Source organism: Luteimonas sp. MC1782 (assembly GCF_014164605.1).
In the GTDB taxonomy this organism is placed as follows: domain Bacteria; phylum Pseudomonadota; class Gammaproteobacteria; order Xanthomonadales; family Xanthomonadaceae; genus Luteimonas.
Map to the genome: position 1 here is coordinate 1402786 of NZ_JACJFT010000001.1, position 23242 is coordinate 1426027.

At 71.9% G+C, this 23242-nt stretch carries 24 protein-coding genes; 16 read left to right on the plus strand and 8 right to left on the minus strand.

Translation table 11 applies throughout. The annotated features are described in order from the left end of the window. Window positions 1-3 precede the first annotated feature (3 nt). From H5368_RS06545 to H5368_RS06565, 5 genes are read left to right on the plus strand one after another with little or no spacing between them, the layout of a single operon-like run. Window positions 4-642, plus strand: coding sequence for a PepSY-associated TM helix domain-containing protein (locus H5368_RS06545; protein WP_182822554.1), 639 nt, complete (start codon window positions 4-6; stop codon window positions 640-642). 23 nt (window positions 643-665) lie between these two features. Next, on the plus strand, window positions 666-1181 hold the full coding sequence (locus tag H5368_RS06550) for a DUF2271 domain-containing protein (RefSeq protein ID WP_182822556.1): 516 nt from the start codon (window positions 666-668) through the stop codon (window positions 1179-1181). A gap of 40 nt (window positions 1182-1221) precedes the next feature. Continuing rightward, the gene (locus H5368_RS06555) at window positions 1222-2028 is read left to right on the plus strand and encodes a DUF4198 domain-containing protein (RefSeq protein WP_182822558.1); all 807 of its coding nucleotides are present in this window, start codon (window positions 1222-1224) and stop codon (window positions 2026-2028) included. Continuing rightward, window positions 2028-3080, plus strand: coding sequence for an FAD:protein FMN transferase (locus tag H5368_RS06560; RefSeq protein WP_255486370.1), 1053 nt, complete (start codon window positions 2028-2030; stop codon window positions 3078-3080). Before H5368_RS06555 ends, H5368_RS06560 begins: the two co-directional genes overlap by 1 nt. Beyond that, window positions 3077-4843: a sulfite reductase flavoprotein subunit alpha gene (locus H5368_RS06565; protein ID WP_182822560.1), complete on the plus strand. Its 1767-nt coding sequence runs from the start codon at window positions 3077-3079 to the stop codon at window positions 4841-4843. Before H5368_RS06560 ends, H5368_RS06565 begins: the two co-directional genes overlap by 4 nt. On the opposite strand, the gene H5368_RS06570 is transcribed toward H5368_RS06565, so the two are convergent. After that, the gene (locus tag H5368_RS06570; protein ID WP_182822562.1) at window positions 4837-5466 is read right to left on the minus strand and encodes a HutD family protein; all 630 of its coding nucleotides are present in this window, start codon (window positions 5464-5466) and stop codon (window positions 4837-4839) included. The genes H5368_RS06565 and H5368_RS06570 overlap by 7 nt on opposite strands. A 162-nt stretch (window positions 5467-5628) precedes the next feature. Then, window positions 5629-5988 (minus strand): ComEA family DNA-binding protein, encoded by a 360-nt coding sequence (locus H5368_RS06575; protein ID WP_182822564.1) that lies wholly within the window; start codon window positions 5986-5988, stop codon window positions 5629-5631. Window positions 5989-6184: 196 nt separating this feature from the next. On the opposite strand from H5368_RS06575, the gene H5368_RS06580 reads away from it, so the two are divergent. Both H5368_RS06580 and H5368_RS06585 read left to right on the plus strand, forming a co-directional pair. Then, window positions 6185-7693, plus strand: coding sequence for a M20 family metallopeptidase (locus tag H5368_RS06580; protein ID WP_182822566.1), 1509 nt, complete (start codon window positions 6185-6187; stop codon window positions 7691-7693). Window positions 7694-7767: 74 nt separating this feature from the next. Then, window positions 7768-8046 (plus strand): GlsB/YeaQ/YmgE family stress response membrane protein, encoded by a 279-nt coding sequence (locus tag H5368_RS06585; RefSeq protein WP_182822567.1) that lies wholly within the window; start codon window positions 7768-7770, stop codon window positions 8044-8046. 55 nt (window positions 8047-8101) lie between these two features. On the opposite strand, the gene cysC is transcribed toward H5368_RS06585, so the two are convergent. The 3 genes from cysC to H5368_RS06600 are packed head-to-tail and all read right to left on the minus strand — an operon-like array spanning window position 8102 to window position 12242. Then, complete coding sequence (gene cysC / locus H5368_RS06590) at window positions 8102-9931, minus strand: adenylyl-sulfate kinase (protein ID WP_182822569.1); 1830 nt, start codon at window positions 9929-9931, stop codon at window positions 8102-8104. Then, window positions 9931-10842 carry a sulfate adenylyltransferase subunit CysD gene (gene cysD, locus H5368_RS06595; protein ID WP_182822571.1) on the minus strand — a complete coding sequence of 304 codons (912 nt, stop codon included), beginning with the start codon at window positions 10840-10842 and terminating at the stop codon, window positions 9931-9933. Before cysD ends, cysC begins: the two co-directional genes overlap by 1 nt. After that, entirely contained in the window at window positions 10839-12242 is a 1404-nt protein-coding gene (locus tag H5368_RS06600) for a mannose-1-phosphate guanylyltransferase/mannose-6-phosphate isomerase (RefSeq protein ID WP_182822573.1), read from the minus strand. The genes cysD and H5368_RS06600 overlap by 4 nt, the downstream gene beginning before the upstream one ends. An 83-nt stretch (window positions 12243-12325) precedes the next feature. Here H5368_RS06600 and H5368_RS06605 point away from each other — a divergent pair, with 83 nt between their 5' ends. The 6 genes from H5368_RS06605 to H5368_RS06630 all read left to right on the plus strand — a co-directional run bounded on the left by H5368_RS06605 (window position 12326) and on the right by H5368_RS06630 (window position 16851). Beyond that, the gene (locus H5368_RS06605; RefSeq protein WP_182822576.1) at window positions 12326-13339 is read left to right on the plus strand and encodes a phosphotransferase; all 1014 of its coding nucleotides are present in this window, start codon (window positions 12326-12328) and stop codon (window positions 13337-13339) included. 10 nt (window positions 13340-13349) lie between these two features. Beyond that, window positions 13350-14075, plus strand: a complete 726-nt coding sequence (murU, locus tag H5368_RS06610) for an N-acetylmuramate alpha-1-phosphate uridylyltransferase MurU (protein ID WP_182822578.1) — start codon at window positions 13350-13352, stop codon at window positions 14073-14075. A 105-nt stretch (window positions 14076-14180) separates the two neighbouring features. Beyond that, window positions 14181-14756: a phosphoglycerate mutase family protein gene (locus H5368_RS06615; protein ID WP_182822580.1), complete on the plus strand. Its 576-nt coding sequence runs from the start codon at window positions 14181-14183 to the stop codon at window positions 14754-14756. After that, entirely contained in the window at window positions 14756-15364 is a 609-nt protein-coding gene (locus tag H5368_RS06620; RefSeq protein ID WP_182822583.1) for an endonuclease V, read from the plus strand. The genes H5368_RS06615 and H5368_RS06620 overlap by 1 nt, the downstream gene beginning before the upstream one ends. Window positions 15365-15453: 89 nt before the next feature. Further along, complete coding sequence (locus H5368_RS06625; RefSeq protein ID WP_182822585.1) at window positions 15454-16317, plus strand: pirin family protein; 864 nt, start codon at window positions 15454-15456, stop codon at window positions 16315-16317. An 84-nt stretch (window positions 16318-16401) separates the two neighbouring features. After that, entirely contained in the window at window positions 16402-16851 is a 450-nt protein-coding gene (locus H5368_RS06630; protein ID WP_182822587.1) for a hypothetical protein, read from the plus strand. Between the two features lie 187 nt (window positions 16852-17038). Here the strand turns inward: H5368_RS06630 and H5368_RS06635 are convergent, their stop codons facing one another. The 3 genes from H5368_RS06635 to H5368_RS06645 all read right to left on the minus strand — a co-directional run bounded on the left by H5368_RS06635 (window position 17039) and on the right by H5368_RS06645 (window position 20761). Beyond that, a complete protein-coding gene (locus H5368_RS06635) occupies window positions 17039-17914 on the minus strand; it encodes a pirin family protein (RefSeq protein ID WP_182822589.1) in 876 nt (291 codons plus the stop codon). A 157-nt stretch (window positions 17915-18071) separates the two neighbouring features. Next, window positions 18072-20228, minus strand: coding sequence for a bifunctional 23S rRNA (guanine(2069)-N(7))-methyltransferase RlmK/23S rRNA (guanine(2445)-N(2))-methyltransferase RlmL (gene rlmKL / locus H5368_RS06640; RefSeq protein ID WP_182822591.1), 2157 nt, complete (start codon window positions 20226-20228; stop codon window positions 18072-18074). Then, on the minus strand, window positions 20225-20761 hold the full coding sequence (locus H5368_RS06645) for a hypothetical protein (RefSeq protein ID WP_182822593.1): 537 nt from the start codon (window positions 20759-20761) through the stop codon (window positions 20225-20227). Before H5368_RS06645 ends, rlmKL begins: the two co-directional genes overlap by 4 nt. 69 nt (window positions 20762-20830) lie before the next feature. Here H5368_RS06645 and H5368_RS06650 point away from each other — a divergent pair, with 69 nt between their 5' ends. The 3 genes from H5368_RS06650 to H5368_RS06660 are packed head-to-tail and all read left to right on the plus strand — an operon-like array spanning window position 20831 to window position 23180. Then, the gene (locus tag H5368_RS06650) at window positions 20831-21382 is read left to right on the plus strand and encodes an N-acetylmuramoyl-L-alanine amidase (RefSeq protein WP_182822595.1); all 552 of its coding nucleotides are present in this window, start codon (window positions 20831-20833) and stop codon (window positions 21380-21382) included. Between the two features lie 30 nt (window positions 21383-21412). Beyond that, entirely contained in the window at window positions 21413-22318 is a 906-nt protein-coding gene (gene tesB / locus H5368_RS06655; RefSeq protein WP_182822597.1) for an acyl-CoA thioesterase II, read from the plus strand. A 4-nt stretch (window positions 22319-22322) separates the two neighbouring features. Beyond that, entirely contained in the window at window positions 22323-23180 is an 858-nt protein-coding gene (locus H5368_RS06660; RefSeq protein ID WP_182822598.1) for a DUF2007 domain-containing protein, read from the plus strand. Window positions 23181-23242: the final 62 nt, after the last annotated feature.

A 23242-nucleotide genomic window follows, 5' to 3' on the forward strand; every position in this document is an offset into this window, starting at 1 on the left:
CCGATGACCGCACCCGCCGAACGCTCCATCGCCCACGCCCAGCGCCGCGGTTTCTGGCTGCGCACGCTGCACCAGTGGCACTGGATCAGTTCGGCGGCCTGCCTGGTCGGCATGCTGCTGTTCTCGGTCACCGGCATCACGCTCAACCACGCCAGCAGGATCGAAGGCAGCCCGTCGGTCGACAACCGCCAGGTGGCGCTGCCGTCGGCACTCATGCCGCTGCTCGCCACGCGCGACGACGGCCAGGCGGCGTTGCCGGCCGAACTCGCCGCATGGCTGGGCGATGAACTCGACGCGCCGGTCGCCGGCCGCGAGGCGGAGTGGTCCGCGGACGAGGTCTACCTGTCGCTGCCGGGCCCCGGCCGCGATGCCTGGCTTGCAATCGACAAGGCCAGCGGCGAGGTCGAGTACGAGCGCACCGACCGCGGCTGGATCTCCTACCTCAACGACCTGCACAAGGGCCGCAACGCGGGCCCCGCATGGGGCTGGTTCATCGACGTGTTCGCGATCGCCTGCATCGTGTTCACCGTCACCGGCCTGTTCCTGCTGCAGATGCACGCGCGCCAGCGGCCCGGAACCTGGCCATGGGTCGGCCTGGGGCTCGTGGTCCCGGTGCTGCTCGCGCTGCTCTTCATCCACTGATCCCGATTGCACGAGGCCTTCCCATGCGCATGACCCTCACCATCGCCCTCGGCGGCCTGCTCGCCATGCCGCTGCACGCGGCGGAGATGACCGTCCACATCGAGATCCCGCAGATCAGGGTGGCCGAATACCACCGGCCCTACGTGGCGGTGTTCGTGGAAGGCGCCGATGGCAAGGCCGCGGCCACGCTCGCGGCCTGGTACATGACGAAGGACACCGACGAAGGCCACGGCACCAAGTGGCTGCCCGACCTGCGCCAGTGGTGGCGCAAGGCCGGCCGCACGCTTGATGTGCCGGTGGATGGCGTGACCGGGCCGACGCGTCCTGCAGGCCGCCACGCGGTCAAGGTCGATTCCCGCGATCCGCGCCTCGCCGCGCTCAAGCCCGGCCGCTACACGCTGGTGGTCGAGGCCGCGCGCGAAGTGGGCGGGCGCGAACTGCTGAAGATCCCCTTCCAGTGGCCGGCGACGTCGGTGCAGTCGGGGAAGGCGCAGGGCACGAGCGAACTCGGCGCCGTCGCGCTGACCGTCAAGCCCTGAGCCACCCGACCCCATTGCCGACATCCCGGAGACCGTCCCGATGAAGAACACCCTCGCGCTTGCCCTCGCGCTCGCCGCCGCCCTGCCGCTCACCGCCCACGCCCACAAGGCGTGGCTGCAGCCGTCGCAGACGGTGATCGCCGGCACCAACCCGTGGATCACCGTCGACGCCGCGGTCTCCAACGACCTGTTTTATTTCAACCACGTGCCGTTGCGCACCGAGAACCTCGCGATCACCGCGCCTGACGGCAGCCGCGCGGAGGCGCAGAACCCGGCCACCGGCAAGTACCGCAGCGTGTTCGACCTGGAACTCACGCAGCAGGGCACGTACCGCATCGCCGTGGTCAACGCGGGCCTCACCGCGAGCTGGCAGGAAGCCGGCAAGCCCAGGCGCTGGCGCGGCAACGCCGCGAGCTTCGCCGCCGAAGTACCGAAGGACGCTGCGGAGTTGAAGGTCACGCAGACCGTGAACCGCGTGGAAACCTTCGTTACCAACGGCTCGCCCAACGACACCGCGCTGCAGCCGTCGAACGAAGGCCTCGAGCTCGTCGCCATCACCCACCCCAACGACCTGTTCGCCGGTGAAGAGGCGCGCTTCCGCATGCTGGCCGACGGCGAGCCGGCCGCCGGCATCGAGTTCGAGATCACCCGCGGCGGCACGCGCTACCGCAACGCGCAGGAAGAGATCCTGGTGACCACCGACGCCAACGGCGAGTTCGCGGTCACCTGGCCGCAGGCCGGCATGTACTGGCTGGAAACCTCGCTGCAGGACGACAAGCCGAGCCTCCCGCAGGCCGGCGCGCGCCGCCTCGGCTATGTGGCCACGCTGGAAGTGCTGCCGCAGTAATGACGGTCGCGGGCACCGTGGCCGCACCCGCGTCGGGCCTGGTGGTCCACGCGCTGGGCGGCGAGAGCATGGGCACGCGCTGGCAGGTCAGCCTGGCGGCGGCGGGCGCTGCCGACCTCCATCCCCTGCACGCGGGCATCCAGGCAACGCTCGACCGGGTGGTGGCGCAGATGAGCAGCTGGGAATCCGGCTCGGACCTGTGCCGCTACAACCGTGCGCCGGCCGGCAGCTGGCAGACGCTGCCGCAGCCGTTTTTCGACGTGCTGCGCGCATCGCTGCGCGTCGCCGAAGCCAGCGACGGCGCCTGTGATCCAACCGTCGCACCGCTGGTCGACCTGTGGGGCTTCGGCCCGGCGGGCGGCGCCGGTCGCATCCCGGAGGCTGCCGCGGTCGCTGCCGCGCGTGCACGCGTCGGCTGGCAGCGCGTCACGCTGGACGGCGCCGGCCAGCGCGCGCTGCAACCCGGCGGCGTGGCGCTCGACCTGTCGGGCATTGCGAAGGGGCATGGCGTGGACGCGGTCGCCGCGTGGCTGCGCGCGCAGGGTGTCCGCGCCGCGTTGGTCGAGGTCGGCGGCGAGCTGTACGGGTATGGCCGCAAGCCCGATGGCAGTCCCTGGCGCGTACTGGTCGAAGCCTGGCCTGACGAAGGCGACGGTGGCGACGACCGCGCCGCCGTATCGCCCTGCGTGCTCGCGCTCGACGGCCGCGCCGTCGCCACGTCGGGCGACCACTGGCATCGCTTCGCGCACGACGGTCGCGTGTTCGCCCACAGCATCGATCCGCGCAGCGGTGCGCCGGTGGCGCATGCACCGGCCGCGGTCACCGTACTGGCCGATGACGCCCTGCATGCCGACGCCTGGGCGACCGCGCTGACGGTGATGGGTGCCGAGGCCGGCTTCGAGTTCGCACAGGCGCGCGGCATCGCCGCGCGCTTCGTCGTCCGCGCTGGCGATCGGTCCGCCGCCGATGTCGCCTGCCACGCCGGTGCCGTCGGCGGCACCGCGGTGCGCGTCCACGCGACCGACAGCTTCCACGCAGCGCTCGCAGGGTGAGTGCGCCAGGCGAATCGCGGGCTGCACGGGCCGCGCCGCGCGACCGTGCCCGCGTCGGCAACTGGCTTGCGCTGTTCGCATTGGCCGGCATCGCGGCGGCGCTGCTGCCGCTGCACGGCGACCGCTGGTGGATCGCGGCGCCGCCCCCGGCACGCAGCTGGTTGGCCGCACTCGTGGCCGTGGCCTGGGTTACCGGCAGCGCGGGAATCCTGTGGCGCGCGCGCCGCGCGGCGCGCCCGCGCGAGGCCGCCGATGCCGCGTCCGGGGAAAACGCGGGCGACAGCGACTGGCTGGTGCTGCACGCCAGCCAGACGGGATATGCGGAGGACGTCGCGGCTCGCACGACGGCCGCCCTGCGCAGCGCCGGCCAGCGCGCGCGGCTGCGCGGACTGGCGCAGGTCGACCTGGCGATGCTGGCGGCGGCGCGGCGCGTACTGTTCATCGCCAGCACCACCGGCGAAGGCGACCCGCCGGATCCCGCGCTGGCCTTCGTCCGCGACGTCATGCGCCCGGGGACGCTCTTGCCAGGCCTGCAGTACGCCGTGCTCGCACTGGGCGATCGCAGCTATCACCACTACTGCGGGTTCGGGCACCAGCTGGAGCGCTGGCTGCGCGATGCCGGTGGCGAGGCCCTGTTCGACCTGGTCGAAGTCGACAACGGCGATCCCGCCGCGCTGCGCCACTGGCAGCACCACCTGGGTGTCGCCACCGAGGCCACCGGGCTCCCGGACTGGGCGCCGGCCGAATACCCGGCCTGGACCCTGGCCGGGCGCGTCGAACTCAATTCCGGGAGCGGGGGCGCGGGCGTGTACGAACTCCGGCTCGCGCCGCCCGCCGGCGCGGCGGCGTCGTGGCGCGCCGGCGACATCGCCGAAATCGGGCCGCGCCAGTCGCCCGCGGCGGTCACCGCCCTGCTGGCGCAGCTGCGACTCGACCCCGCGACGCAGGTGCGCGTGCCGGAGACCCCGGGCGTGGCGGACAGCGCCGGGATGGCGGATGCGGCCGGCACGGCGTCGCTTGCCGACGTGCTGGGCCGCTCGCACCTGCCCGATCCAGCCGCCGCGTCCGGCCTCGCCGCCGCCGCGCTGGCGGCCGTGCTGCAGCCACTCCCGCCTCGCGAATACTCGATCGCCTCGATCCCCTCCGAAGGCGACATGCGCCTGCTGCTGCGGCGGATGCTGCGCCCCGACGGCACGCCCGGCATCGGCAGCGGCTGGCTCTGCGACCACGTCGCGGTCGGTGGCCCGGTCGCGCTGCGGATCCGCGCCAACCGCAACTTCCACGGCCCCGACACGCAGCGCCCGATGCTGTTGATCGGCAACGGCACCGGCATCGCCGGACTGCGTGCGCATCTTGCCGAGCGCATCGCCGCCGGCGCACGGCGCAACTGGCTGCTGTTCGGCGAACGCCACGCCGATCGCGATTTCCACTTCGGCGACCGGATCGCCGCGTGGCTCGCCGCAGGCGAGCTGGCGCGCCTCGACCTGGCGTTCTCGCGCGACAGCACCGGCGCCACGGCCACGCTGCCGGCAGGCGCGCCGGCGGATGGGCGCGCCGGTGTGCATGACGGCCATGTGCAGGATGCGCTGCGGGCCCAGGCCGCGCGGCTGCGCGCGTGGGTCGACGAAGGTGCCGCGGTGTACGTCTGCGGCAGCCTGCGCGGCATGGCACCCGGGGTGGATGGCGTGTTGCGCGACGTCATCGGCCGCGCCGGCGTGGACGCCATGCTTGCCGACGGACGCTATCGCCGCGACGTCTACTGAGCGTCGGCGGCCGGCTCCAACCGCACCAGCAACACCTCGCCGCCACCGTCCAGCACATGCCGGCAGCGCTGCGCGCCTGCGCCGAGCAGGACGGTGTCGCCCATGGCCAGCCGCAGCGGCGACGCCACGCTGCCGGAGACCGTCGCCTGGCCGGCCACCAGGTACGCCGCCCAGCACGTGCCCGGATCGACGAACACCACCATGGCGCCCACCAGCGGCCGATGCCACAACTGCGCGGCCACCGCCTGCGGGCGCCACATCAGGTTGAAGACCTCCGCGCGCATGCCAACCAGCTTGCAGTGCGCCGCGCGCCCGCCGGAGAAGCGCAAGCGGCCATGTGGCGGCAGCAGCGCGTGCGCGCCGGACTCGTTGCCGTCGAACCGCAGCTGCAGCCCGTCGCCGGACAGCAGCACCTGTTCGCGCTCGACCCCCGCCAGGCGCGAGAAGTCGCCGTCTGCGGTGATCTCGGCGATCGACAAGCGCCAGTCCCAGTCCTCGCCGGGCGCGCCGCCTCCACGCCCCTCGGCATGGATCTCCCGCGTCCAGCCGCCGCCGTTGTGCCAGCGCACGCGGCGGTATTCGTTGGCGGGAAGATGCCGCGCGTGTGCTGCTGGAGGCTGCATCCGCGCAGTGTAGAGCGCAGCGCCGGTACTGGCCGCCGCCCGGCGCGCGTCCCTGCGGCCGGGTGGCGGAACGCATGCAGGCAGGCGCCTGCCGGCGGGGCGTGGGAGTCCCCGCCGCCGCCACATCGCCTCCCTGCGATGCGGCCGGTGCTGCCCCGCGGCTCAGCGCTGCGCGGCAGCCGGCTTCGCCGCGGCCGGCCTGGCAGAGGCCGCGGGCTTGGCGGCCGCGGCCGCCGGCTTGGCCGCCGCGCCACCCGCCACCACGATGCGGTCGCGGTTCTTCTCGATGGTCTTCAGGCCCACGCCCTTGACGTTGGCGAGTTCGTCCGCGCTCTTGAACGCGCCGTGCGCCTTGCGGTGGGCGACGATGGCCTCGGCCTTGGCCATGCCGATGTTGACCAGCACGCGTTCGATGGTGGCGGCGTCGGCGGTGTTGATGTTCACCTTGTCGCTCGCGAGGGCACCGCCGGCCAGCAGCAGCGACAGCAGCACCGGTGCAAGCACGTTTTTCAGCAGGATCATGGCGTTCTCCTTGGGTGTTGGAATCCGTTCCGCCGGGCCTTCCTGGCACCGGCAGCGCCAGTGTCGGGGGCGGCGGACGTCCATTCCCATCGCCCGCGGGCACGCGCGGCTGCCGGGCGGCAGCCCGCCGTGGCGTGCGGAAAGTCCCACCCGGCGCGCGGGAGTAGAATCGTGGTTTTCCACCGCAAGGCCCGAAATGGACGCCAGCAGGTTCGACCCCACGCTCGTCGAGCGCCATGTCTCCGCCAAGTGGGATGACGAGATCGTCCCCCAGCTCGTCGAGTACATCCGCATCCCCAACAAGTCGCCGATGTTCGACACCGACTGGGTGAAGAACGGTTTCATGGACGACGCGGTCAAGCTGATGGAAGGCTGGGCACGCCGCCAGGACATCCCCGGCATGCAGCTCGAGGTGGTGCGCCTGGAAGGCCGCACGCCGCTGATCTTCATCGAGATCCCGGCCGCCCACGGCGGCCGCGACGACGACTGCGTGCTGCTCTACGGCCACCTGGACAAGCAGCCCGAAATGACCGGCTGGGACGACGACCTCGGCCCCTGGAAGCCGGTGCTGCGCGACGGCAAGCTCTATGGCCGCGGCGGCGCCGACGACGGCTACGCGATCTATGGTTCGCTGACCGCGATCCTCGCCCTGCACGAGCAGAAGATCCCGCACGCGCGCTGCGTGATCCTGATCGAGGCCTGCGAGGAGTCCGGCAGCTACGACCTGCCCGCCTACGTCGATCATCTCGCCGAGCGCATCGGCCAGCCGTCGCTGGTGGTCTGCCTGGATTCCGGCTGCGGCAACTACGACCAGCTGTGGTGCACCACTTCGCTGCGCGGCCTGGCCGGCGGCAACTTCTCGGTCAAGGTGCTCGACGAAGGCGTGCATTCCGGCGACGCCTCCGGCGTGGTGCCATCCAGCTTCCGCCTGCTGCGCCAGCTGTTGTCGCGCATCGAGGACGAAGACACCGGCCGCATCCTGCTCGACGGCCTGCACGCGGAGATCCCCGCCGACCGGCTGGCGCAGGCGAAGATGTGCGCCGAGGTGCTGGATACCGCGGTGTTCGACAAGTTCCCGTTCCTGCCCGGCATGACGCCGATGAACGACGACCTCACCGAACTGGTGCTCAACCGCACCTGGCGGCCGGCACTGTCGGTGACCGGCGTCGACGGCATGCCGCCGCTGGCCTCGGCCGGCAACGTGCTGCGCCCGCACACCGCGGTGAAGCTGTCGTTGCGCCTGCCGCCGACACTCGACGGCAAGCGCGCCGGCGAACTTCTGCAGGAAGCGCTGCTGCGCGACCCGCCGAACGGCGCCGAGGTGACGCTTGACCTCGAGAAGGCGTCGACGGGCTGGAACGCGCCGGCGATGGCGCCGTGGCTCGAGCGCGCGATCGATGCCGCCAGCCAGGCGTTCTTCAAGCGTCCGGCGATGTACATGGGCGAAGGCGGCTCGATCCCGTTCATGGGCATGCTCGGGGAGAAGTTCCCTGGAGCGCAGTTCATGATCACCGGCGTGCTCGGCCCGCACTCCAATGCCCACGGCCCCAACGAGTTCCTGCATATCGAGATGGGCAAGCGCGTCACCGCCTGCGTTGCGCGGGTGATCGCCGAACACCAGGCCGCCAGCGCGCGTGGCGAGACCAGCGGCGGTGCGGCGGTCGCCGACAGCGGCACGCGCCACGGCGACCACGGCTGCTGCTGAGCCGCGTGGCAGGGCTGGCGCACTGGCGCCGGCCCTGCCAAGCTCGCCATTCATCCATCAAGTAAGGGGAGCTCATGGACGGTGTATTCGGCGGCGACAGCTGGCTGTGGATCATCCTCGTCGGCCTGGTCGTTGGCGTGCTCGCGCGCCTGATCAAGCCCGGCAAGCAGAACATCGGCATCATCCTGACCATCGTGCTGGGCATCGTCGGCGCGCTGCTCGCCGGCTGGGTTGGCCGCATGCTGGGCTGGTATGGGGAAAGCGAGAAAGTCGGTTTCATCGCCTCGCTGATCGGCGCGGTGATCCTGCTGTTCATCGCGGAAATGATCAACGGAAAGCGCCGCAGGCGCTGACGCACGGGAACAGGCATGACGAAGAAAGCCGGGCATGGGCCCGGCTTTTTTCATGTCAGTCCAGCAGCATCGCGATCACCCGCTCGGCCAGGCGTTCCGGCGGCTCGGCCGTCGTGTCGAGCACCAGCTCGGCATGGTCCGGCGGCTCGTACGCCGAGTCGATGCCGGTGAAATGCGGCAGTTCGCCGCGGCGCGCCTTGGCATACAGGCCCTTCACGTCTCGGCGCTCGGCCTCGGCCAGCGGGGTGTCGACGAACACCTCGATGAACTCGCCGGCGTCGAACAGCTCGCGCGCCGACCGGCGCTCGGAGCGGAACGGCGAAATGAAGCTGACCAGCACGATCAGGCCGGCATCGGTCATGAGCTTGGCCACGTGCGCCACGCGGCGCAGGTTTTCCACGCGATCCTCGTCGGTGAAGCCGAGGTTGCGGTTGAGGCCATGGCGCACGTTGTCGCCGTCGAGCAGGTAGGTGTGCAGGCCGCGTGCCAGCAGGCCGCGTTCCACCAGGTTGGCGATGGTCGACTTGCCGGCGCCCGACAGGCCCGTGAACCACACGCAGCGTGGCCGCTGGCCCTTGATCGCGGCGCGCGCGTCGCGATCCACGTCCAGCCACTGCCAGTGGATGTTGTCGGCGCGGCGCAGGCCGTGGCGGATCATGCCCGCACCGACCGTGGCGTTGGTGAGCGGGTCGGCCACGACAAAGGCGCCCAGCACGGGTTCGTTTGCGTAAGGCGCGAACGCGGCCATCGCGTCCAACGACAGCGTCACCTCACCGATGTCGTTGGCCTGCAGGCGTTTGGCGGCCAGCGGCTGCAGCGACTCGGGATCGAGCAGGTGCCTGATCTCGCCGATTCGCGCGCCCAGCACGCGGGTGCCGAGCTTGACCAGGTAGCGGCGGCCCGGCAGCAGCGGGGACGCGTCGAACCACAGCAGGTCGGCGCCGAACTGGTCGCTGACCGCGAGCGGCGCGGCGGCCGCGGCGAGCACGTCGCCGCGCGCGGCATCCACATCCTCGGTCAGGCGAACGGAGATGGCGTCGCCGGCGTGCGCGGTGTCCGCCTCGACGCCGGCGCGATGCAGGGCGGCGACCGTCGCCGCGACACCCGCGGGCTGGACCTGCAGCGCATCGCCGACGCGCAATGTGCCGGACGCCAGCGTGCCGGCGACCCAGCGCTCACCGGCGTCACCGCGCACGACCAGTTGCAGCGGGAGCCGCGCCGGCAGCTGCGCGCCGCGTTCCGGCACGTCGACAGCGTGCAGGTGCTCGAGCACCGTGGGGCCGTCGTACCAGGGCATGGTGGCCGCGTGCGTCGCGACGTTCTCGCCGCTCGCGGCGGCCAGCGGGATCGCGGTGACGCCGGTGATGCCGAGCTTCGCCGCGTGCGCGCGGTACGCGGCCTCGATCGCGTCGAACACCGCGCGGTCGTGGCCGACGCGGTCCATCTTGTTGACCGCGAGCAGCACGCGGCGGATGCCGAACAGCGCCGCGATCGCGGTGTGGCGCATGGTCTGCGGCAGCAGGCCACGGGTGGCGTCGACCAGCACGATGGCGAGGTCCGCGCGCGAGGCGCCGGTGGCCATGTTGCGCGTGTACTGCACGTGCCCGGGGCAGTCGGCGATCAGGAAGCGGCGGCGCGGGGTTTCCAGGTGCCGCCAGGCGACGTCGATGGTGATGCCCTGCTCGCGCTCGGCGTCCAGGCCATCGAGCAGCAGCGCGTAGTCGATGTCGTCGCCGCGGGTGCCGTGCGTCGCGCTGGCCCGCGCCAGTGCGGCGCGTTCGTCATCGGGCACGCGCCCGGCTTCGGCCAGCAGGCGTCCGATCAGCGTGCTCTTGCCGTCGTCGACGCTGCCGCAGGCGACGATGCACAGGATGTCGCGCGCCATCAGAAATAGCCCTCGCGCTTCTTCTTTTCCATCGAATCCCCGTCGGCGTGGTCGATCAGCCGCCCGGCGCGCTCGGACTGGGTGCCCGCCTCCATCTCGGCGATGATCGCGTCGAGGTCGCCGGCGTTGGACTCCACGGCGCCGGTCAACGGATAGCAGCCGAGCGTGCGGAAGCGCACGCGGCGCATCACCGGCTGCTCGCCGGGCGCGAGCACGAAGCGCTCGTCGTCGACCATCAGCAGCGCGCCGTCGCGTTCCACCATCGGGCGATCGGCGGCGAAGTACAGCGACACCACCGGGATTGCCTCGCGGCGGATGTAGCGCCAGACATCGATCTCGGTCCAGTTGGACAGCGGGAACACGCGCATGCTCTCGCCCGGCCCGACGCGTGCGTTGTACAGGTCCCACACCTCCGGGCGCTGGCGGCGCGGATCCCAGCGCTGGTTGGCGTCGCGGAACGAGAACACGCGCTCCTTGGCGCGCGATTTCTCCTCGTCGCGGCGTGCGCCGCCGATCGCGGCGTCATAGCCGCCGGCGGCCAGCGCCTGCTTCAGTGCCAGGGTCTTCATCACCTCGGTGTGGCGGCTGGCCCCATGGCTCTGCGGGCCGATGCCGTCGCGCAGGCCGTCGGGGTTCACGTGCACGCGCAACTCCACGCCGGTGTCGGCGACGCGCCGGTCGCGGAACGCGATCATCTCGCGGAACTTCCAGGTGGTGTCCACGTGCAGCAGCGGGATCGATGGCCGCGCCGGCGCGAACGCCTTCAGCAGCAGGTGCAGCAGCACCGAGCTGTCCTTTCCTATCGAGTACAGCATCACCGGGTTGCGGCACTGGGCCGCGACCTCGCGCAGGATATGCAGGCTTTCGGCCTCGAGGCGGTCGAGGTCGCGGTCGTGGCTTGCCGTGCTCATGAGCGCCCGTACACGTCCTCGTAGCGGACGATGTCGTCCTCGCCCAGGTAGTCGCCGGACTGCACCTCGATCAGTTCGAGCATCTCCGTGCCCGGGTTTTCGAGCCGGTGCTTGGCGCCCAGCGGGATATAGGTCGACTGGTTGGCGTGCAGCTCGAACACGTCGTTGTCGCGGGTCACGCGCGCGGTGCCGCGGACCACGATCCAGTGTTCGGCGCGGCGCGTGTGCGACTGCAGCGACAGCCGGCCGCCGGGCTTGACCTTGATGCGCTTGACCTGGAACCCCGCGTCCTGGTCGATCGAGTCGTAGCTGCCCCAGGGCCGGTGCACCTCGCGGTGCAGCACGGCGTGGCTGCGCTGCTCCGCCTTGAGCAACGCCACCACGTCCTTGACCTGCTGCACGCGGTCCTTGTGCGCCACCAGCACCGCGTCATCGGTCTCCACCACCACCAGGTCGTCCACGCCGACCAGCGCCACCAGCCGCCGCGCATAGGCGTAGCTGTTGCGGCTGTCGACGGCGATGACATCGCCATGGCCGGCATTGCCGTCGGCATCCTGCTCGCTCACCTGCCACAGCGCCGACCACGAGCCGACGTCGTTCCAGCCGATGTCGACCGGCAGCACCATCGCGCGGTCGGTGTTCTCGAACACCGCGTAGTCGATCGAGTCCGACGGGCTGGCGGCGAACGCGTCCTTGTCGAGGCGCACGAAGTCACCATCACGGGCAGCACCGGCGAACGCCTTGCGCACGGCCGCGAGGATGTCGGGGCGGAACCGGCCCAGCTCTTCGAGATAGCGCGAGGCGCGGAACAGGAACATGCCGCTGTTCCAGTAGTAGCCGCCCGCGTCCAGGTACTGCTGCGCGGTGGCGGCATCGGGCTTCTCGACGAAGCGCCGCACCTGGCGCACGCCGTCGCCGGCTTCGGCGTGGATGTAGCCGAAGCCGGTTTCCGGCGCGTCGGGCACGATGCCGAACGTGACCAGCGCACCGGCTTCGGCGGCCGGCATGGCGGCCTGTACCGCGGCGCGGAACGCGTCCGCATCGCGCACCACATGGTCTGAGGGCAGCACCAGCAGCAGCGGGTCGTCGCCGGCTTCGCCGGCCTGCAGCGCGGCGGCGGCGATTGCCGGCGCGGTGTTGCGCCCGACCGGCTCGAGCATGATCGCGGCATCGGCCATGCCCACCAGGCGCAGCTGCTCGGCGGCGAGGAAGCGGTGCTCCTCGTTGGCGACCACGATCGGCGCGCGGCTGGCGAGCGGCGCGACCCGCAGCCAGGTGTCCTGCAGCATGGTGTGCTCGCCGGCCAGCGCCAGGAACTGCTTGGGATAGGCCTCGCGCGACAGCGGCCAGAGTCGCGTCCCGGAACCACCGGACAGGAGCACGGGTTGCAGCTGGGTCATCTCGCCTCGATTCACATGCTGTCGGACTGGAAGCGCGGAGTTTACCCTGTGGGCCCCCGCCGCCTGGACGCCGACGAGCCCGCATGACCCCTGATCCCGACGACCTTCGCGCGCAGGCGCGCCTGGACTGGGCGCGCACGGCAAGCGGCGATCACGCCCTGCGGCTTGCGCGCGCGTCCACCGATGCCGGCTTCCGCAGCTACTGGCGCGCGACCGGCACCGACGGCGCGACCACCATCGTCATGGACTCGCCGCCCGACAAGGAAGACGTGCGGCCGTGGCTGCGCGTGCTGGCGCTGCTGGCCGGAGGCGGCGTGCGCGTTCCGGCGGTACTCGCGCGCGATACCGGACAAGGCTTCCTGCTCCTCGAGGACCTCGGCATGGACACCCTGCTGCAGGTGGTCGACGCCGGCAATGCCGATGCGCATTTCGACGCCGCCATCGGGCAACTGCTCAGGCTGCAGGCGATCCCGGCGCCGGCCGACCTGCCGCGCTACGACGAGGCGCTGCTGCAGCGCGAGCTGCGCCTGTTCGACGCATGGTTCCTGGCCCGCCACCTCGGCGCGGCACTGGGCGACGACGACCACCAGGCACTCGACAGCGTCTACCGCACGCTCATCGCCAGCGCGCTGGGACAGCCGCAGGTGCTGGTGCACCGCGATTTCATGCCGCGCAACCTGATGCCGGTCGCGGGTGGCCCGGCGGTGCTGGATTTCCAGGACGCGGTGGCGGGCCCGGTGGCGTACGACGCGATCAGCCTGTTCAAGGATGCGTTCCTGAGCTGGCCGGCCGCGCGCGTGGACGCCTGGCTGGCCGGCTACCACGCCCGCGCGCGCGCCGCCGGCGTGCCGGTGCCAGCCGCGCTGGCGCAGTTCCGCCGCGATGCCGACCTGATCGGCGTGCAGCGGCACCTGAAGGTGCTCGGCATCTTCGCGCGGCTGAAGCATCGCGACGGCAAGCCGAAGTACATCGCCGACGCGCCGCGCTTTCTCGCCTACCTTGACGACGTGGTACCTCGGTATCCGGAACTCGCGCCGCTGTCAGGCGTGCTCGATCGCCACGTGCGTCCGGCGCTGGCGGCTGCCACGCAGCCATGAGCGGCACGCGATGAAGGCCCTGCTGCTGTGCGCTGGCCTCGGCGAGCGCATGCGGCCGCTGACCGACACCATGCCCAAGCCGCTGCTCGCCGCCGGCGGCAAGCCGCTGGTCGCCTGGCACCTGGAAAAACTGGCCGCCGCCGGCGTGCGCGAGGTCGTCATCAACACCTCGTGGCTGGCGCCGCGTTTCGCGGAAGTGCTCGGCGATGGCGCGCGGTGGGGCCTGCGCATCGCGTACGCCTACGAGGGCGCGGTGCCGCTGGAAACCGGCGGCGGCATGCTGCACGCGCTGCCGCTGCTGGGCGACGCGCCGTTCATCGCCGTCAACGGCGACATCTGGTGCGACCACGACTTTGCGCGCCTGCCCGAATCACCCGCGGGCGAGGCCCACTTGGTGCTGGTCGACAACCCGGCCCACCACCCCGGCGGCGACTTCGCGCTGGCCGCTGGCGGGCTGCTCACGCCCGGCGGCAGCGGGGCGCTGACCTTCGCCGGCATCGGCGTGTACCGGCCCTCGTTGCTGGCCGCCTGGCGGGCCGTCATCGGCGACGCGCCGGGAGCGGGCGATGCGCCACCGCGCTTCAAGCTCGCCCCCCTGCTGCGCGCGGCGATGGCGCGCGGCGCGATCACCGGCGAACACCACCACGGGCGCTGGACCGACGTCGGCACGCCAGCGCGACTGGCGACGCTGTCCGACGCCCTGGACGGCGTGGCACGCGGCATCGAAGGCGCCTGACGGCTGGAACCCGCGCGGCAGGGGCCGCGGAACGCCTGCGGCATCGCCTGACGCCCACGGCGCGTATGCTGCCGGCCTGGCCCGTCCGCAGGTCGCTGTCCCGCCATGCCGTTGCCCTCCGTGTTTTCCCTGTTGCCTGGCCGTGGCCGCGGCCTTGCCGTCGCCCTGGTCCTTGTCGCCGCGGCGTGCCTGCTGGTCGCCTGCGCGGGGGCCGACGTCGTCGATGCGCGCGCGGCTTCCGGCGCGAGCGCACCGCTCGCCTTCATCGTGGTGCGCCATGCGGAAAAGGTGGATGACTCGCGCGACCCTGCCCTCTCCGCCACCGGCGAGGTCCGTGCGCGCGCCCTGGCGGTGCAGTTGCGAGACACACCCCTGGTCGCGGCCTGGACCAGCCCGTTCGCACGCACGCGCCAGACCGCGCTGGCCACGGCGCAGGCGCACGGGCTGCAACCCCGCGAATACGATGCCGCGCTGCCCGCCCCGCAACTGGCGGCGATGCTGCGCGACGCGCACCGCCACGGCACGGTGCTGGTGGTCGGCCACAGCAACACCGTGCCGGCGATCGTCGCCGCGCTCTGCGACTGCCAGGTGGATCCCATCGACGACGCCACCTACGGCGGCCGCTACGACATCGACCACGATGCCGATGGCCGTCCGCGCCTGCGCACCGGGTCGTTCTGATGGGCGCGGAGCTGGAACTGCGTGACCGCTTCCACAAGCCGCTGCGCACCGTGGCCGGATTCCATGCCAGCGTCGACCCCGATGGCGCCACCGTGCACGCGGCCGCGGTACTGCTGGACGCCGACACGCTGGCGCTGCTGGCGTGCGAAGTTGTCAGCCTCGCGCTGCCGGACGGCGCGGACCCCGCGTCCTTCGACACGCTGCCCGCCCTGCTTGCCGCGCTCAAGGCGCTGCCGCGCGCACCGGATCTCGCATTCGTCCATGGCCATGGCGGTGCCCGTCCAGGCCACGCGGGCATCGCCACGCGTTTCGGCGTGGGCGCCGACCTGCCCTGCATCGGCGTGGCCGACACCATCGTCGCCGGCGGCGGCCCGGATCCGCACCAGACGCGTGGCGCCTACACCGCCCTGCGCAGCCAGGCCCGCGGCCCGCAGATCGGCTGGCTGTTGCGCAGCAAGCCGGGCAGCGCGCCACTGGTCGTCTCGCCCGGGCACCGCGTGGCCATGGCCTCGGCCGCCGACCTCGTGGTGCGTTTCACCACCACGCACCGGCAGCCCGAACCCGACCGGCTTGCCGCCCAGCTGGTGGCGCGGCACGCGCGCAGCTGACGCGCGTACGCTGCGTTGCACCGCAAGGTGCCGCCGGCGCCCCGGCAACCTGCGATGCTGGCACCCGTCGACCGCCATGGAGGCACAGCATGACCCTCGTCATCCGTCCGCGTGAACACGATCTCGGTGGCGGGTTCGCCGTACGGCGCGCGATTCCGACGATCGAAGCGCGCAGCGTCGGGCCGTTCGTGTTCGCAGACCACATGGGGCCCGCCGTCTTCGAACGCGGCGCCGGGCTCGACGTGCGCCCGCACCCGCACATCGGGCTGGCCACGGTGACCTACCTGTGGTCGGGCACCATCAACCATCGCGACACGCTCGGCTGCAACCAGGACATCCTCCCCGGTGACGTCAACTGGATGACCGCCGGTCGCGGCATCGCCCATTCCGAGCGCACGCCACGCGCGGTGCGCCAGTCCTCCCACCCGATCCACGGCATGCAGACCTGGGTGGCGCTGCCGAAGCCGGACGAAGAGACCGCTCCGGAATTCCACCACCACGCCGCGGCCACCCTGCCCACGATCACGCTGCCCGGCGCACGGCTGCGGGTGATCGCCGGCCGGGCCTGGGGCGAGGTATCGCCGGTACGCGTGTTCAGCGAGATCCTCAACGTCGCGATCGATCTCGCGCCGGACGCGGAGCTGCGCATCGCCGCCGACCAGCCGGAGCGCGCGCTCTACATCCTGGAAGGCGAGGCGCAGCTCGACGGCGTCGACATCCCCGCGCGCCACCTGGTACTGCCGGAGGCCGGCAGCGCCGCGGTGCTGCGCGCCAGGACGCCGTTGAAGGCGATGCTCCTCGGTGGCACCCCGCTCGACGGCCGTCGGCACGTCTGGTGGAACTTCGTGTCGTCGTCCAGGGAACGCATCGAACAGGCCAAGGCCGACTGGCTGGCGGGGCGTTTCGGTGAGATCGAGGGTGACAACGAGTTCATTCCCCTGCCCGAACAGTGACGCAGGTCACAAAATGACAGGTCCCCACAAGGGAGTATCAAGACGCCAGCGCCTTGTCCTGCGCTGCCCGGGGGGGACCACACAATGAAAACGATCCTGCTGGCTTCGGCCTGCCTGATGATATCCGGCGCCGTGCACGCGCAATCGCAGTCCGGCGGCGGCTGTCCGGCCCTGCCCGCCGACAGCGGCCTGGCCTGGGAAAAACTCGACGGCAGGGGCTACACCTTCTGCAAGGCGATCCGCGCCAGCGACGGCGGCCAGGTGCTGGCGGTGATGCTCAGCGCCGAAGCGCCTTTCAAGCCGCGGCGCGGCGATCGCGTGAACGAGACCATGATCGACGGTCAGCCGACATGGTGGTATCGCGGCGAACTGGCCGACACGACCGGCGTCAAGGTCAGGGAGACGATCGTCGAACTGGGTCGCGACCAGGTCGCGCACATCTCGCTGCGCGCCGGCAGCGACCAGGAGATGTCGCAGGCGATGTCGGTGGCCGAGTCGCTGCACTTCGGCGACGTGCTCGTCTCCAGCAACTGATCCCCGTCCGCGCGCGTTGACAAGGCGCAAACACGTGGCGGACCGCGCGTGGTCCGCCGTGGCGCCGATCGTCGGCGCGATCATCGGCGGCGGCCTGTACGGTTGGCTCGGCCGCGACGACATGCCGAGCACCGGCACGCCCTGAGCATCTGCGCCGGGCGGCGACCATCCGCCGCCCGGCGCATTGTCAGAAGCGGCCTTCCTGCAGGTCCACGAAGGCCTGCATCAGCTCCGCTCGGGTGTTCATCACGAACGGCCCGTGGCGGGCGACCGGCTCGCGCAGTGGGCGGCCGGACACCAGCAGCAGGCGCGCACCCGCCGTGCCGGCCTGCACGCGCAGCAGGTCGCCGCCGCCGAGGATGCCGAGCTCGTGCGCGACGAGCTGGCGCGCCTCGTCGCCATTGCCGAACATCGCATCACCCTCGAACACGTAGGCGAAGGCATTGTGGCCTTCCGGCAGGCGGTGTTCCCAGGGCGCGCCCGGCGCGAGCGACGCATCGAGGTACATCGGATCGGTCGCCGGCTGCTCGATCGGGCCACGGACGCGCACGCCATCGGCACCCGCGACTTCACCGGCCACCACACGCACCTCCACGCCCTCGGCCACCGCCACCAGCGGGATCCGCTCGGGTGCGAACTCCTGGTAGCGCGGCGCGGTCATCTTGTCCTTCGCCGGCAGGTTCACCCACAACTGGAAGCCGCGCATGCGGCCTTCCTGCTGCTCGGGCATCTCCGAGTGCACAAGGCCGCGGCCGGCGGTCATCCACTGCACGCTGCCGGGCACCAGCAAGCCTTCGTTGCCGTGGTTGTCGCGATGGCGCATGCGCCCGTCGAGCATGTAGGTGACGGTCTCGAAGCCGCGATGCGGATGGTCCGGGAAGCCGGCGAGGTAGTCCTCGGGCCGGTCGGTGCCGAACTCGTCGAGCAGCAGGAACGGATCGAGATCGGCAAGTTCGGGGCTGCCGATCACGCGCGTGAGCTTCACGCCGGCGCCGTCGGACGCCGCGCGACCGCGCACCTTGCGGACGATGCGGGTGGAATCGAAAGGGGTGGCCGGGGACATGGCGTGGTTCCTGGATGTGTCTGCACACATCATCGGGGCGGCGCGCGTGCATCACAGCACCGCTGTTGCAACGCTGCGGTCCCGCGGCTCCGCACACCGGCCCGATGCCCCGGCGGCGGGGCCAGCGTCGCCCGCCAGCCGCGCGGATCACTCCGTCCTAGGCGCGCCGCCGCAGCCGCCAGGCGCGATGGATGCGCGGATTGCGCGCGAAGTCCTGGGGGATGGTCGCGGCACTGATGTCCTCGCACTCGGCGAACTCGGCTACCGCCACGTAATCGAGACGGAAACGCCGGTAGTTGTTCGAGAAGTACAGGACACCGTCGTCCGACAGGCGATCGACCGCGGCCCGCAGCAGGCGCACGTGCTGGGCCTGCATGTCGAAGTCGTCGGCGCGCGCGGAGTTGGAGAACGTCGGCGGGTCGCAGAACACCAGGTCGTAATACCCGTCGTCGGCCTCCAGCCAGGCGACCGCGTCGGCCTGCACCATGCGGTGGCGGCTGCCACCCAGCGGACGACCGTCGACGCTGTTGCCGCGCAGGTTGTCGGCGGCCCACTGCAGGTACGTGGCCGACAGGTCGACGCTGGTGGTGCTGGCCGCGCCGCCGACCGCCGCCTGCACGGTGGCCGCGCCGGTGTAGCAGAACAGGTTGAGAAAATGCTTGCCGCGCGCCTCCTGGTACAGGCGGCGGCGCAGTGGCCGGTGGTCGAGGAACAGGCCGGTGTCGAGGTAGTCGAACAGGTTGACGCGCAGCCGCGCCGCGCCCTCGCGCACCTGCAGGAACTCGCCGCGGCGGTCGAAGCCGTCGGCGTACTTGCTGCCGCCCTTGCCGCGCGCCCGCACCTTGGTGGCCACGCGCTCGCGCGGCACGCCGAAGACTTCGCGCGCCGCGGCCAGCACCTCGCCGAAGCGGCGACGCACGTCGGCCTCGGGGATGTCGGCCGGTGCGGCGTATTCCTGCACGTGAAGCCAGGTGGCATCCGGGTCGTCGGCCTCGGTATAGACATCGACCGCCACGGCGTACTCGGGCAGGTCGGCGTCGTAGGCGCGGAAGCAGGCCACGTCCTCGCGGGCCCGCCATGACTTCAGCGCGCGCAGGTTCTTGCGCAGGCGGTTGGCAAGCATCTGCGCACCCGGCGTCAGCGCGCGCGGCGTGGCGTCCTCGCGCACTGGCGGCAGCACCGGGTCGCTGACCAGCAGGCTGCATTCCAGCGCGCCGTTGAACAGCTGGTAGACCTTCTGCGCGCGCAGCTTGGTGGCGCGGGCGAGATCGGCGCTGCCGCACAGCAGGCTGGCGCGCCAGCCCGGCACGACCCGGCGCAGGCTGTCACCGAGCGTGCGGTACAGCTGGGCATCCGCGAACAGGCGCGCGTCGTAGGGCGGGTTGCAGACCACCAGCCCGCGCGGCTGCGCCATCGGCCGCAGCGCCGCGACCTGGCGTTCGTCGAAGGCGATGGCGTCGCGGAACCCGGCGGCCGTGGCGTTCTCGCGCGCGGCGCGCAGTGCCGCGGGATCGTAGTCGCTGCCGAAGAACACCTGGCGCAGCGCGCCGCGGCCGGCACGCTCGCGCTCGAGTGCCTCGGTGCGCAGGCTTGCCCAGGCGCCCGCATCGAACCCGCTCCAGCGCGACGGCGGCGCATCGCCGTGGCGCATCAGGCCCGGCGCGACGTCGGCGGCCATCGCCGCGCCCTCCACCAGCAGCGTGCCGCTGCCGCACATCGGATCCAGCAGGGCGCCGCCCTCGGCATACACCTGCGGCCATCGGCCGCGCATCAGGACCGCCGCGGCCAGGGTTTCCTTGAGTGGTGCCTCGCCCTGCGCGCGGCGCCAGCCGCGGCGGTGCATCGGTCCGCCACCCAGGTCGACCGAGAGCACCGCGCGGCCCTTGCGCACCACCAGGTTCAGGCGCAGGTCGGGAGCGTCGAGGTCGACGTCGGGGCGATCACCGGTGTCGGCACGCAGGCTGTCGACCACGCCGTCCTTGACCCGTTGCGCGGCGAAGCGCGCGTGCGTGATGCCGGTGCCCGACACATGCGCGTCCACCGCCAGGGTGAGCCCGGGTGCGAGATGTTCTGCCCACGGCAGTGCCACGACATTGCGGTACAGCGTGTCCTCGTCGTCGCAATAGAACTCGGTCAGCGGCCACAGCACGCGGCTGGCCAGGCGCGACCAGAGCACCGCGCGCTGCGCGTCCACCAGGCTGCCTTCGACATGCGCGCCGGCCATCGTGGCGGTGGCGTGCGTGCAGCCGAGCGCGACCAGCTCGTCGGCGAGCAGGTATTCGAGGCCCTTGCCGCAGCTGGCGAAGAACCTCATGGCGCCACCGCGGCGAGCAGGTCGGAAAACAGCGCGGCCGACGCCTCGACGTGCGAGGACAGGCGATGGCCGTCGTCGACCAGCAGCAGGCGATCGTGGCGTTCGCCGGCCCAGCCGACGACATCCGCGGCCGGGATGAGCTCGTCGTGCCAGCCGTGGATGATCGCGGTGGGCACGCGCGCGGCATCCAGCGGGTAATCGGCGTCCAGGCGCACCGGTGGCGCCATCAGGAACAGCGCCCGCACCGGCACCCGCAGCGACACCTGCCCGGAAATCCACGCACCCAGGCTCGAACCCGCCAGCACCAGCGGCCCCTGCGCCGCGCGCGGTTCCGCCAGCGCCTGCAGGCGCGCGAGGCGCTGCGCGACGTCGCCGAGACGGCCGAATTCGCTGCGCGCGTCGAGATCGGTGTAATCCGGGCGCTCGTGGCTCCAGCCCAGGCGCTCCGCGACCTCGGCGAGGGCGGCGACCTTGGTGGCATCGGGACCGCTCTCGAAGCCGTGCGAGAGGATGCAGTGGCCGCGGACGGTCATGGTTCGGTGGGAATCGGCGGCGACATGCGTGAATGCTAGCATCGCCGCGATTGCCCCCTTGGCCATGACGTGCGCCTGGACCCCCTGCCCTACGAGCACCTGCTGGACGCACGCCCGCTGTCGCAGGTCGACCTGGCGGTGATCCACTGCACCGAACTTCCCGACCTCGCCACCGCCCGTGCATACGGCGAGCGCGTGCTGTATCCGGCCTCGGGCACCGGCAACAGCGGCCACTGGTACATCGACCGCGATGGCGACACCGTGCGCTACGTCGATCCCGCGCGCATCGCCCACCACGTGCGCGGCCACAACCCGCGTTCGGTCGGGATCGAACTGGTCAACACCGGGCGCTGGCCGCACTGGCTGGATTCACGGCACCAGGCGATGGACGAGGCGTATCCCGAGGCGCAGCTCGCGGCGCTGGACGCGCTGCTCGGCGCGCTGGTGGACGCATTGCCCGCGCTGCGCTGGATCGCCGGCCACGAGGAACTCGATACGGATACGGTCGCGGCCAGCGACGATCCCGGCGTCCTCGTGCAGCGCAAGCGCGACCCCGGCCCGCTGTTCCCCTGGCCGCGCATCCTGCGCGCCACCCCGTTGCGGCGGCTGCCGCGTCCCTGATGCGCGGGCCACGGCCCGTATAATCGGCGGATGCCCAACAGTGCCCCCGCCCCCGCCTCCGAACTTGTCGACCTGCTCTCCCTGGAACGCCTGGAGGACAACCTGTTCCGTGGCCAGAGCCGCGACATCGGCACCAAGTACGTGTTCGGCGGCCAGGTGCTGGGCCAGGCGCTGTCGGCCGCGCACGCCACGCTCGAGCAGCCGCGCGACGCCAACTCGCTGCATGCCTACTTCCTGCGCGCCGGCGACGTGGATTCGCCGATCGTCTACGACGTCGACCGCACCCGCGACGGCGGCAGCTTCTCGGTGCGCCGGGTCACGGCGATCCAGCACGGCAAGGTGATCTTCTTCTGCGCCGCGTCGTTCCAGCAGCACGAGGACGGCGCCGAGCACCAGCTGTCGATGCCCGAGGTGCCCTCCCCCGACGACATCGAACCGGCGCCCGGCGTGCCGGAGGCGGTGCTGGCCACCCTGTCCACCAAGGTGCGGCGCTGGCTCGACCGCAGCGGCCCGTTCGAATTCCGCCACGTGTATCCGCGCGACGAACTCAACCCGCCCAAGCGCCCGCCTTACCAGCAGGTCTGGTTCCGGCTGGCGGAGAAGGTCGGCGACGCGCCCGAACTGCACCGTGCGCTGCTGGCCTATGCGTCCGACTTCCACCTGCTCGGCACGGCCACCTTCCCGCATGGCATCAGCTACTACCAGCCGAACGTGCAGATGGCGTCCCTCGACCACGCGCTGTGGTTCCACCGCCCGTTCCGCGCCGACGACTGGCTGCTGTATTCGCTCGACAGTCCCAGCGCGCAGGGCGCGCGCGGCCTGGCGCGCGGCATGATCTACGACCGCGGCGGCCGGCTGGTCGCCAGCACCGCGCAGGAAGGCATGATCCGGGTGGTCGCCGCCGATCGCGCCGGCCCCGTGCGGGCCAAGGACTGACGCCGTGCGCCAGCTGTTTTCCAGCCCGCGCATCGAGAACGTCGAGGCGGTCGCCAGGCTGCTCGAGGATGCCGGCATCGAGGTGCGGATCAGCAACGGCCGCTCCTACCGCGGCGCGATCCGCGGCAATTTCAGCTACCGCGACGGCAGCGACAGCGCACCGCGCCCGGCGGTCTGGGTGCTGCGCTCCGACCAGCAGCCCGAAGCGCGGCAGCTGTTGCGCGAAGCCGGCCTGCTGCAGGCGTCGCCGGCGCGCACCGAAGGCTTCCTGCCGCCGGCCGCGATCGCCGGCGGCGACCGCAGCCCACTCGCCGCGCGCGGTGGCGGACGCCTCCGTTACGGCCTGCTGATGGGGATCGCGGTGATCGCGGCGGTGGTGATCGTCAATTTCAACAGCGGCGACAAGCCGATGCCGGCCGATCCAGCGCCCGTGGTCGCGGCTGCGCCCGACGCCGGACGCGCGTCCGCACCCACCGCGACGGATGTCGCCGGTGCGGCCGGGCTGGACATGCTCGCCACGCTTCCGGAGCAGGTCCACGGCGTTCCCACGCCGCCGCTGTTGGCCGCGACCCTGTTGCGCAGCGCGCTCGATGACCGCGCAGCCAAGCGTGCCTGCCTCGCGATCGACGCCGCCGACCCGCCAGCCGGGCTGATCGCCACCTTGGCGGCCGACGGCCTGGACGTGGTTCCCGCGTCCTCGGCACGCTGCGAAGAAGCGGACCGCACGCGGATCGAGGTACGCGACTACCGCACCGACGGCTCCGGCACCGGCAGCGTGCAGCTGGCGGTGGCCGGCGAGCCGGCGCGCGAGCTGGCGGTGCGGCGCGACGGCAACGCCTGGCGGCGGGTCGACGCGCCCTGAGTCGCCGCCGGTCACATCCGGCGGCCTGCACGCGTCCCGGTACCATTGACGCGGCCCCGATG

Excerpts from the sequence above, each read along its gene's own strand:
- H5368_RS06545 (WP_182822554.1), top strand. The coding sequence starts at position 4 with ATGACCGCACCCGCCGAACGCTCCATCGCCCACGCCCAGCGCCGCGGT.
- H5368_RS06575 (WP_182822564.1), bottom strand. The coding sequence starts at position 5,988 with ATGATCCTGCTGAAAAACGTGCTTGCACCGGTGCTGCTGTCGCTGCTG.
- H5368_RS06625 (WP_182822585.1), top strand. The coding sequence starts at position 15,454 with ATGACCCTCGTCATCCGTCCGCGTGAACACGATCTCGGTGGCGGGTTC.
- H5368_RS06580 (WP_182822566.1), top strand. The coding sequence starts at position 6,185 with ATGGACGCCAGCAGGTTCGACCCCACGCTCGTCGAGCGCCATGTCTCC.
- H5368_RS06600 (WP_182822573.1), bottom strand. The coding sequence starts at position 12,242 with ATGACCCAGCTGCAACCCGTGCTCCTGTCCGGTGGTTCCGGGACGCGA.
- cysD (WP_182822571.1), bottom strand. The coding sequence starts at position 10,842 with ATGAGCACGGCAAGCCACGACCGCGACCTCGACCGCCTCGAGGCCGAA.
- H5368_RS06550 (WP_182822556.1), top strand. The coding sequence starts at position 666 with ATGCGCATGACCCTCACCATCGCCCTCGGCGGCCTGCTCGCCATGCCG.
- H5368_RS06620 (WP_182822583.1), top strand. The coding sequence starts at position 14,756 with ATGGGCGCGGAGCTGGAACTGCGTGACCGCTTCCACAAGCCGCTGCGC.
- cysC (WP_182822569.1), bottom strand. The coding sequence starts at position 9,931 with ATGGCGCGCGACATCCTGTGCATCGTCGCCTGCGGCAGCGTCGACGAC.
- H5368_RS06615 (WP_182822580.1), top strand. The coding sequence starts at position 14,181 with ATGCCGTTGCCCTCCGTGTTTTCCCTGTTGCCTGGCCGTGGCCGCGGC.
- H5368_RS06570 (WP_182822562.1), bottom strand. The coding sequence starts at position 5,466 with ATGCAGCCTCCAGCAGCACACGCGCGGCATCTTCCCGCCAACGAATAC.
- H5368_RS06585 (WP_182822567.1), top strand. The coding sequence starts at position 7,768 with ATGGACGGTGTATTCGGCGGCGACAGCTGGCTGTGGATCATCCTCGTC.
- tesB (WP_182822597.1), top strand. The coding sequence starts at position 21,413 with ATGCCCAACAGTGCCCCCGCCCCCGCCTCCGAACTTGTCGACCTGCTC.
- H5368_RS06555 (WP_182822558.1), top strand. The coding sequence starts at position 1,222 with ATGAAGAACACCCTCGCGCTTGCCCTCGCGCTCGCCGCCGCCCTGCCG.
- rlmKL (WP_182822591.1), bottom strand. The coding sequence starts at position 20,228 with ATGAGGTTCTTCGCCAGCTGCGGCAAGGGCCTCGAATACCTGCTCGCC.
- H5368_RS06560 (WP_255486370.1), top strand. The coding sequence starts at position 2,028 with ATGACGGTCGCGGGCACCGTGGCCGCACCCGCGTCGGGCCTGGTGGTC.
- H5368_RS06630 (WP_182822587.1), top strand. The coding sequence starts at position 16,402 with ATGAAAACGATCCTGCTGGCTTCGGCCTGCCTGATGATATCCGGCGCC.
- H5368_RS06605 (WP_182822576.1), top strand. The coding sequence starts at position 12,326 with ATGACCCCTGATCCCGACGACCTTCGCGCGCAGGCGCGCCTGGACTGG.
- H5368_RS06635 (WP_182822589.1), bottom strand. The coding sequence starts at position 17,914 with ATGTCCCCGGCCACCCCTTTCGATTCCACCCGCATCGTCCGCAAGGTG.
- H5368_RS06645 (WP_182822593.1), bottom strand. The coding sequence starts at position 20,761 with ATGACCGTCCGCGGCCACTGCATCCTCTCGCACGGCTTCGAGAGCGGT.
- murU (WP_182822578.1), top strand. The coding sequence starts at position 13,350 with ATGAAGGCCCTGCTGCTGTGCGCTGGCCTCGGCGAGCGCATGCGGCCG.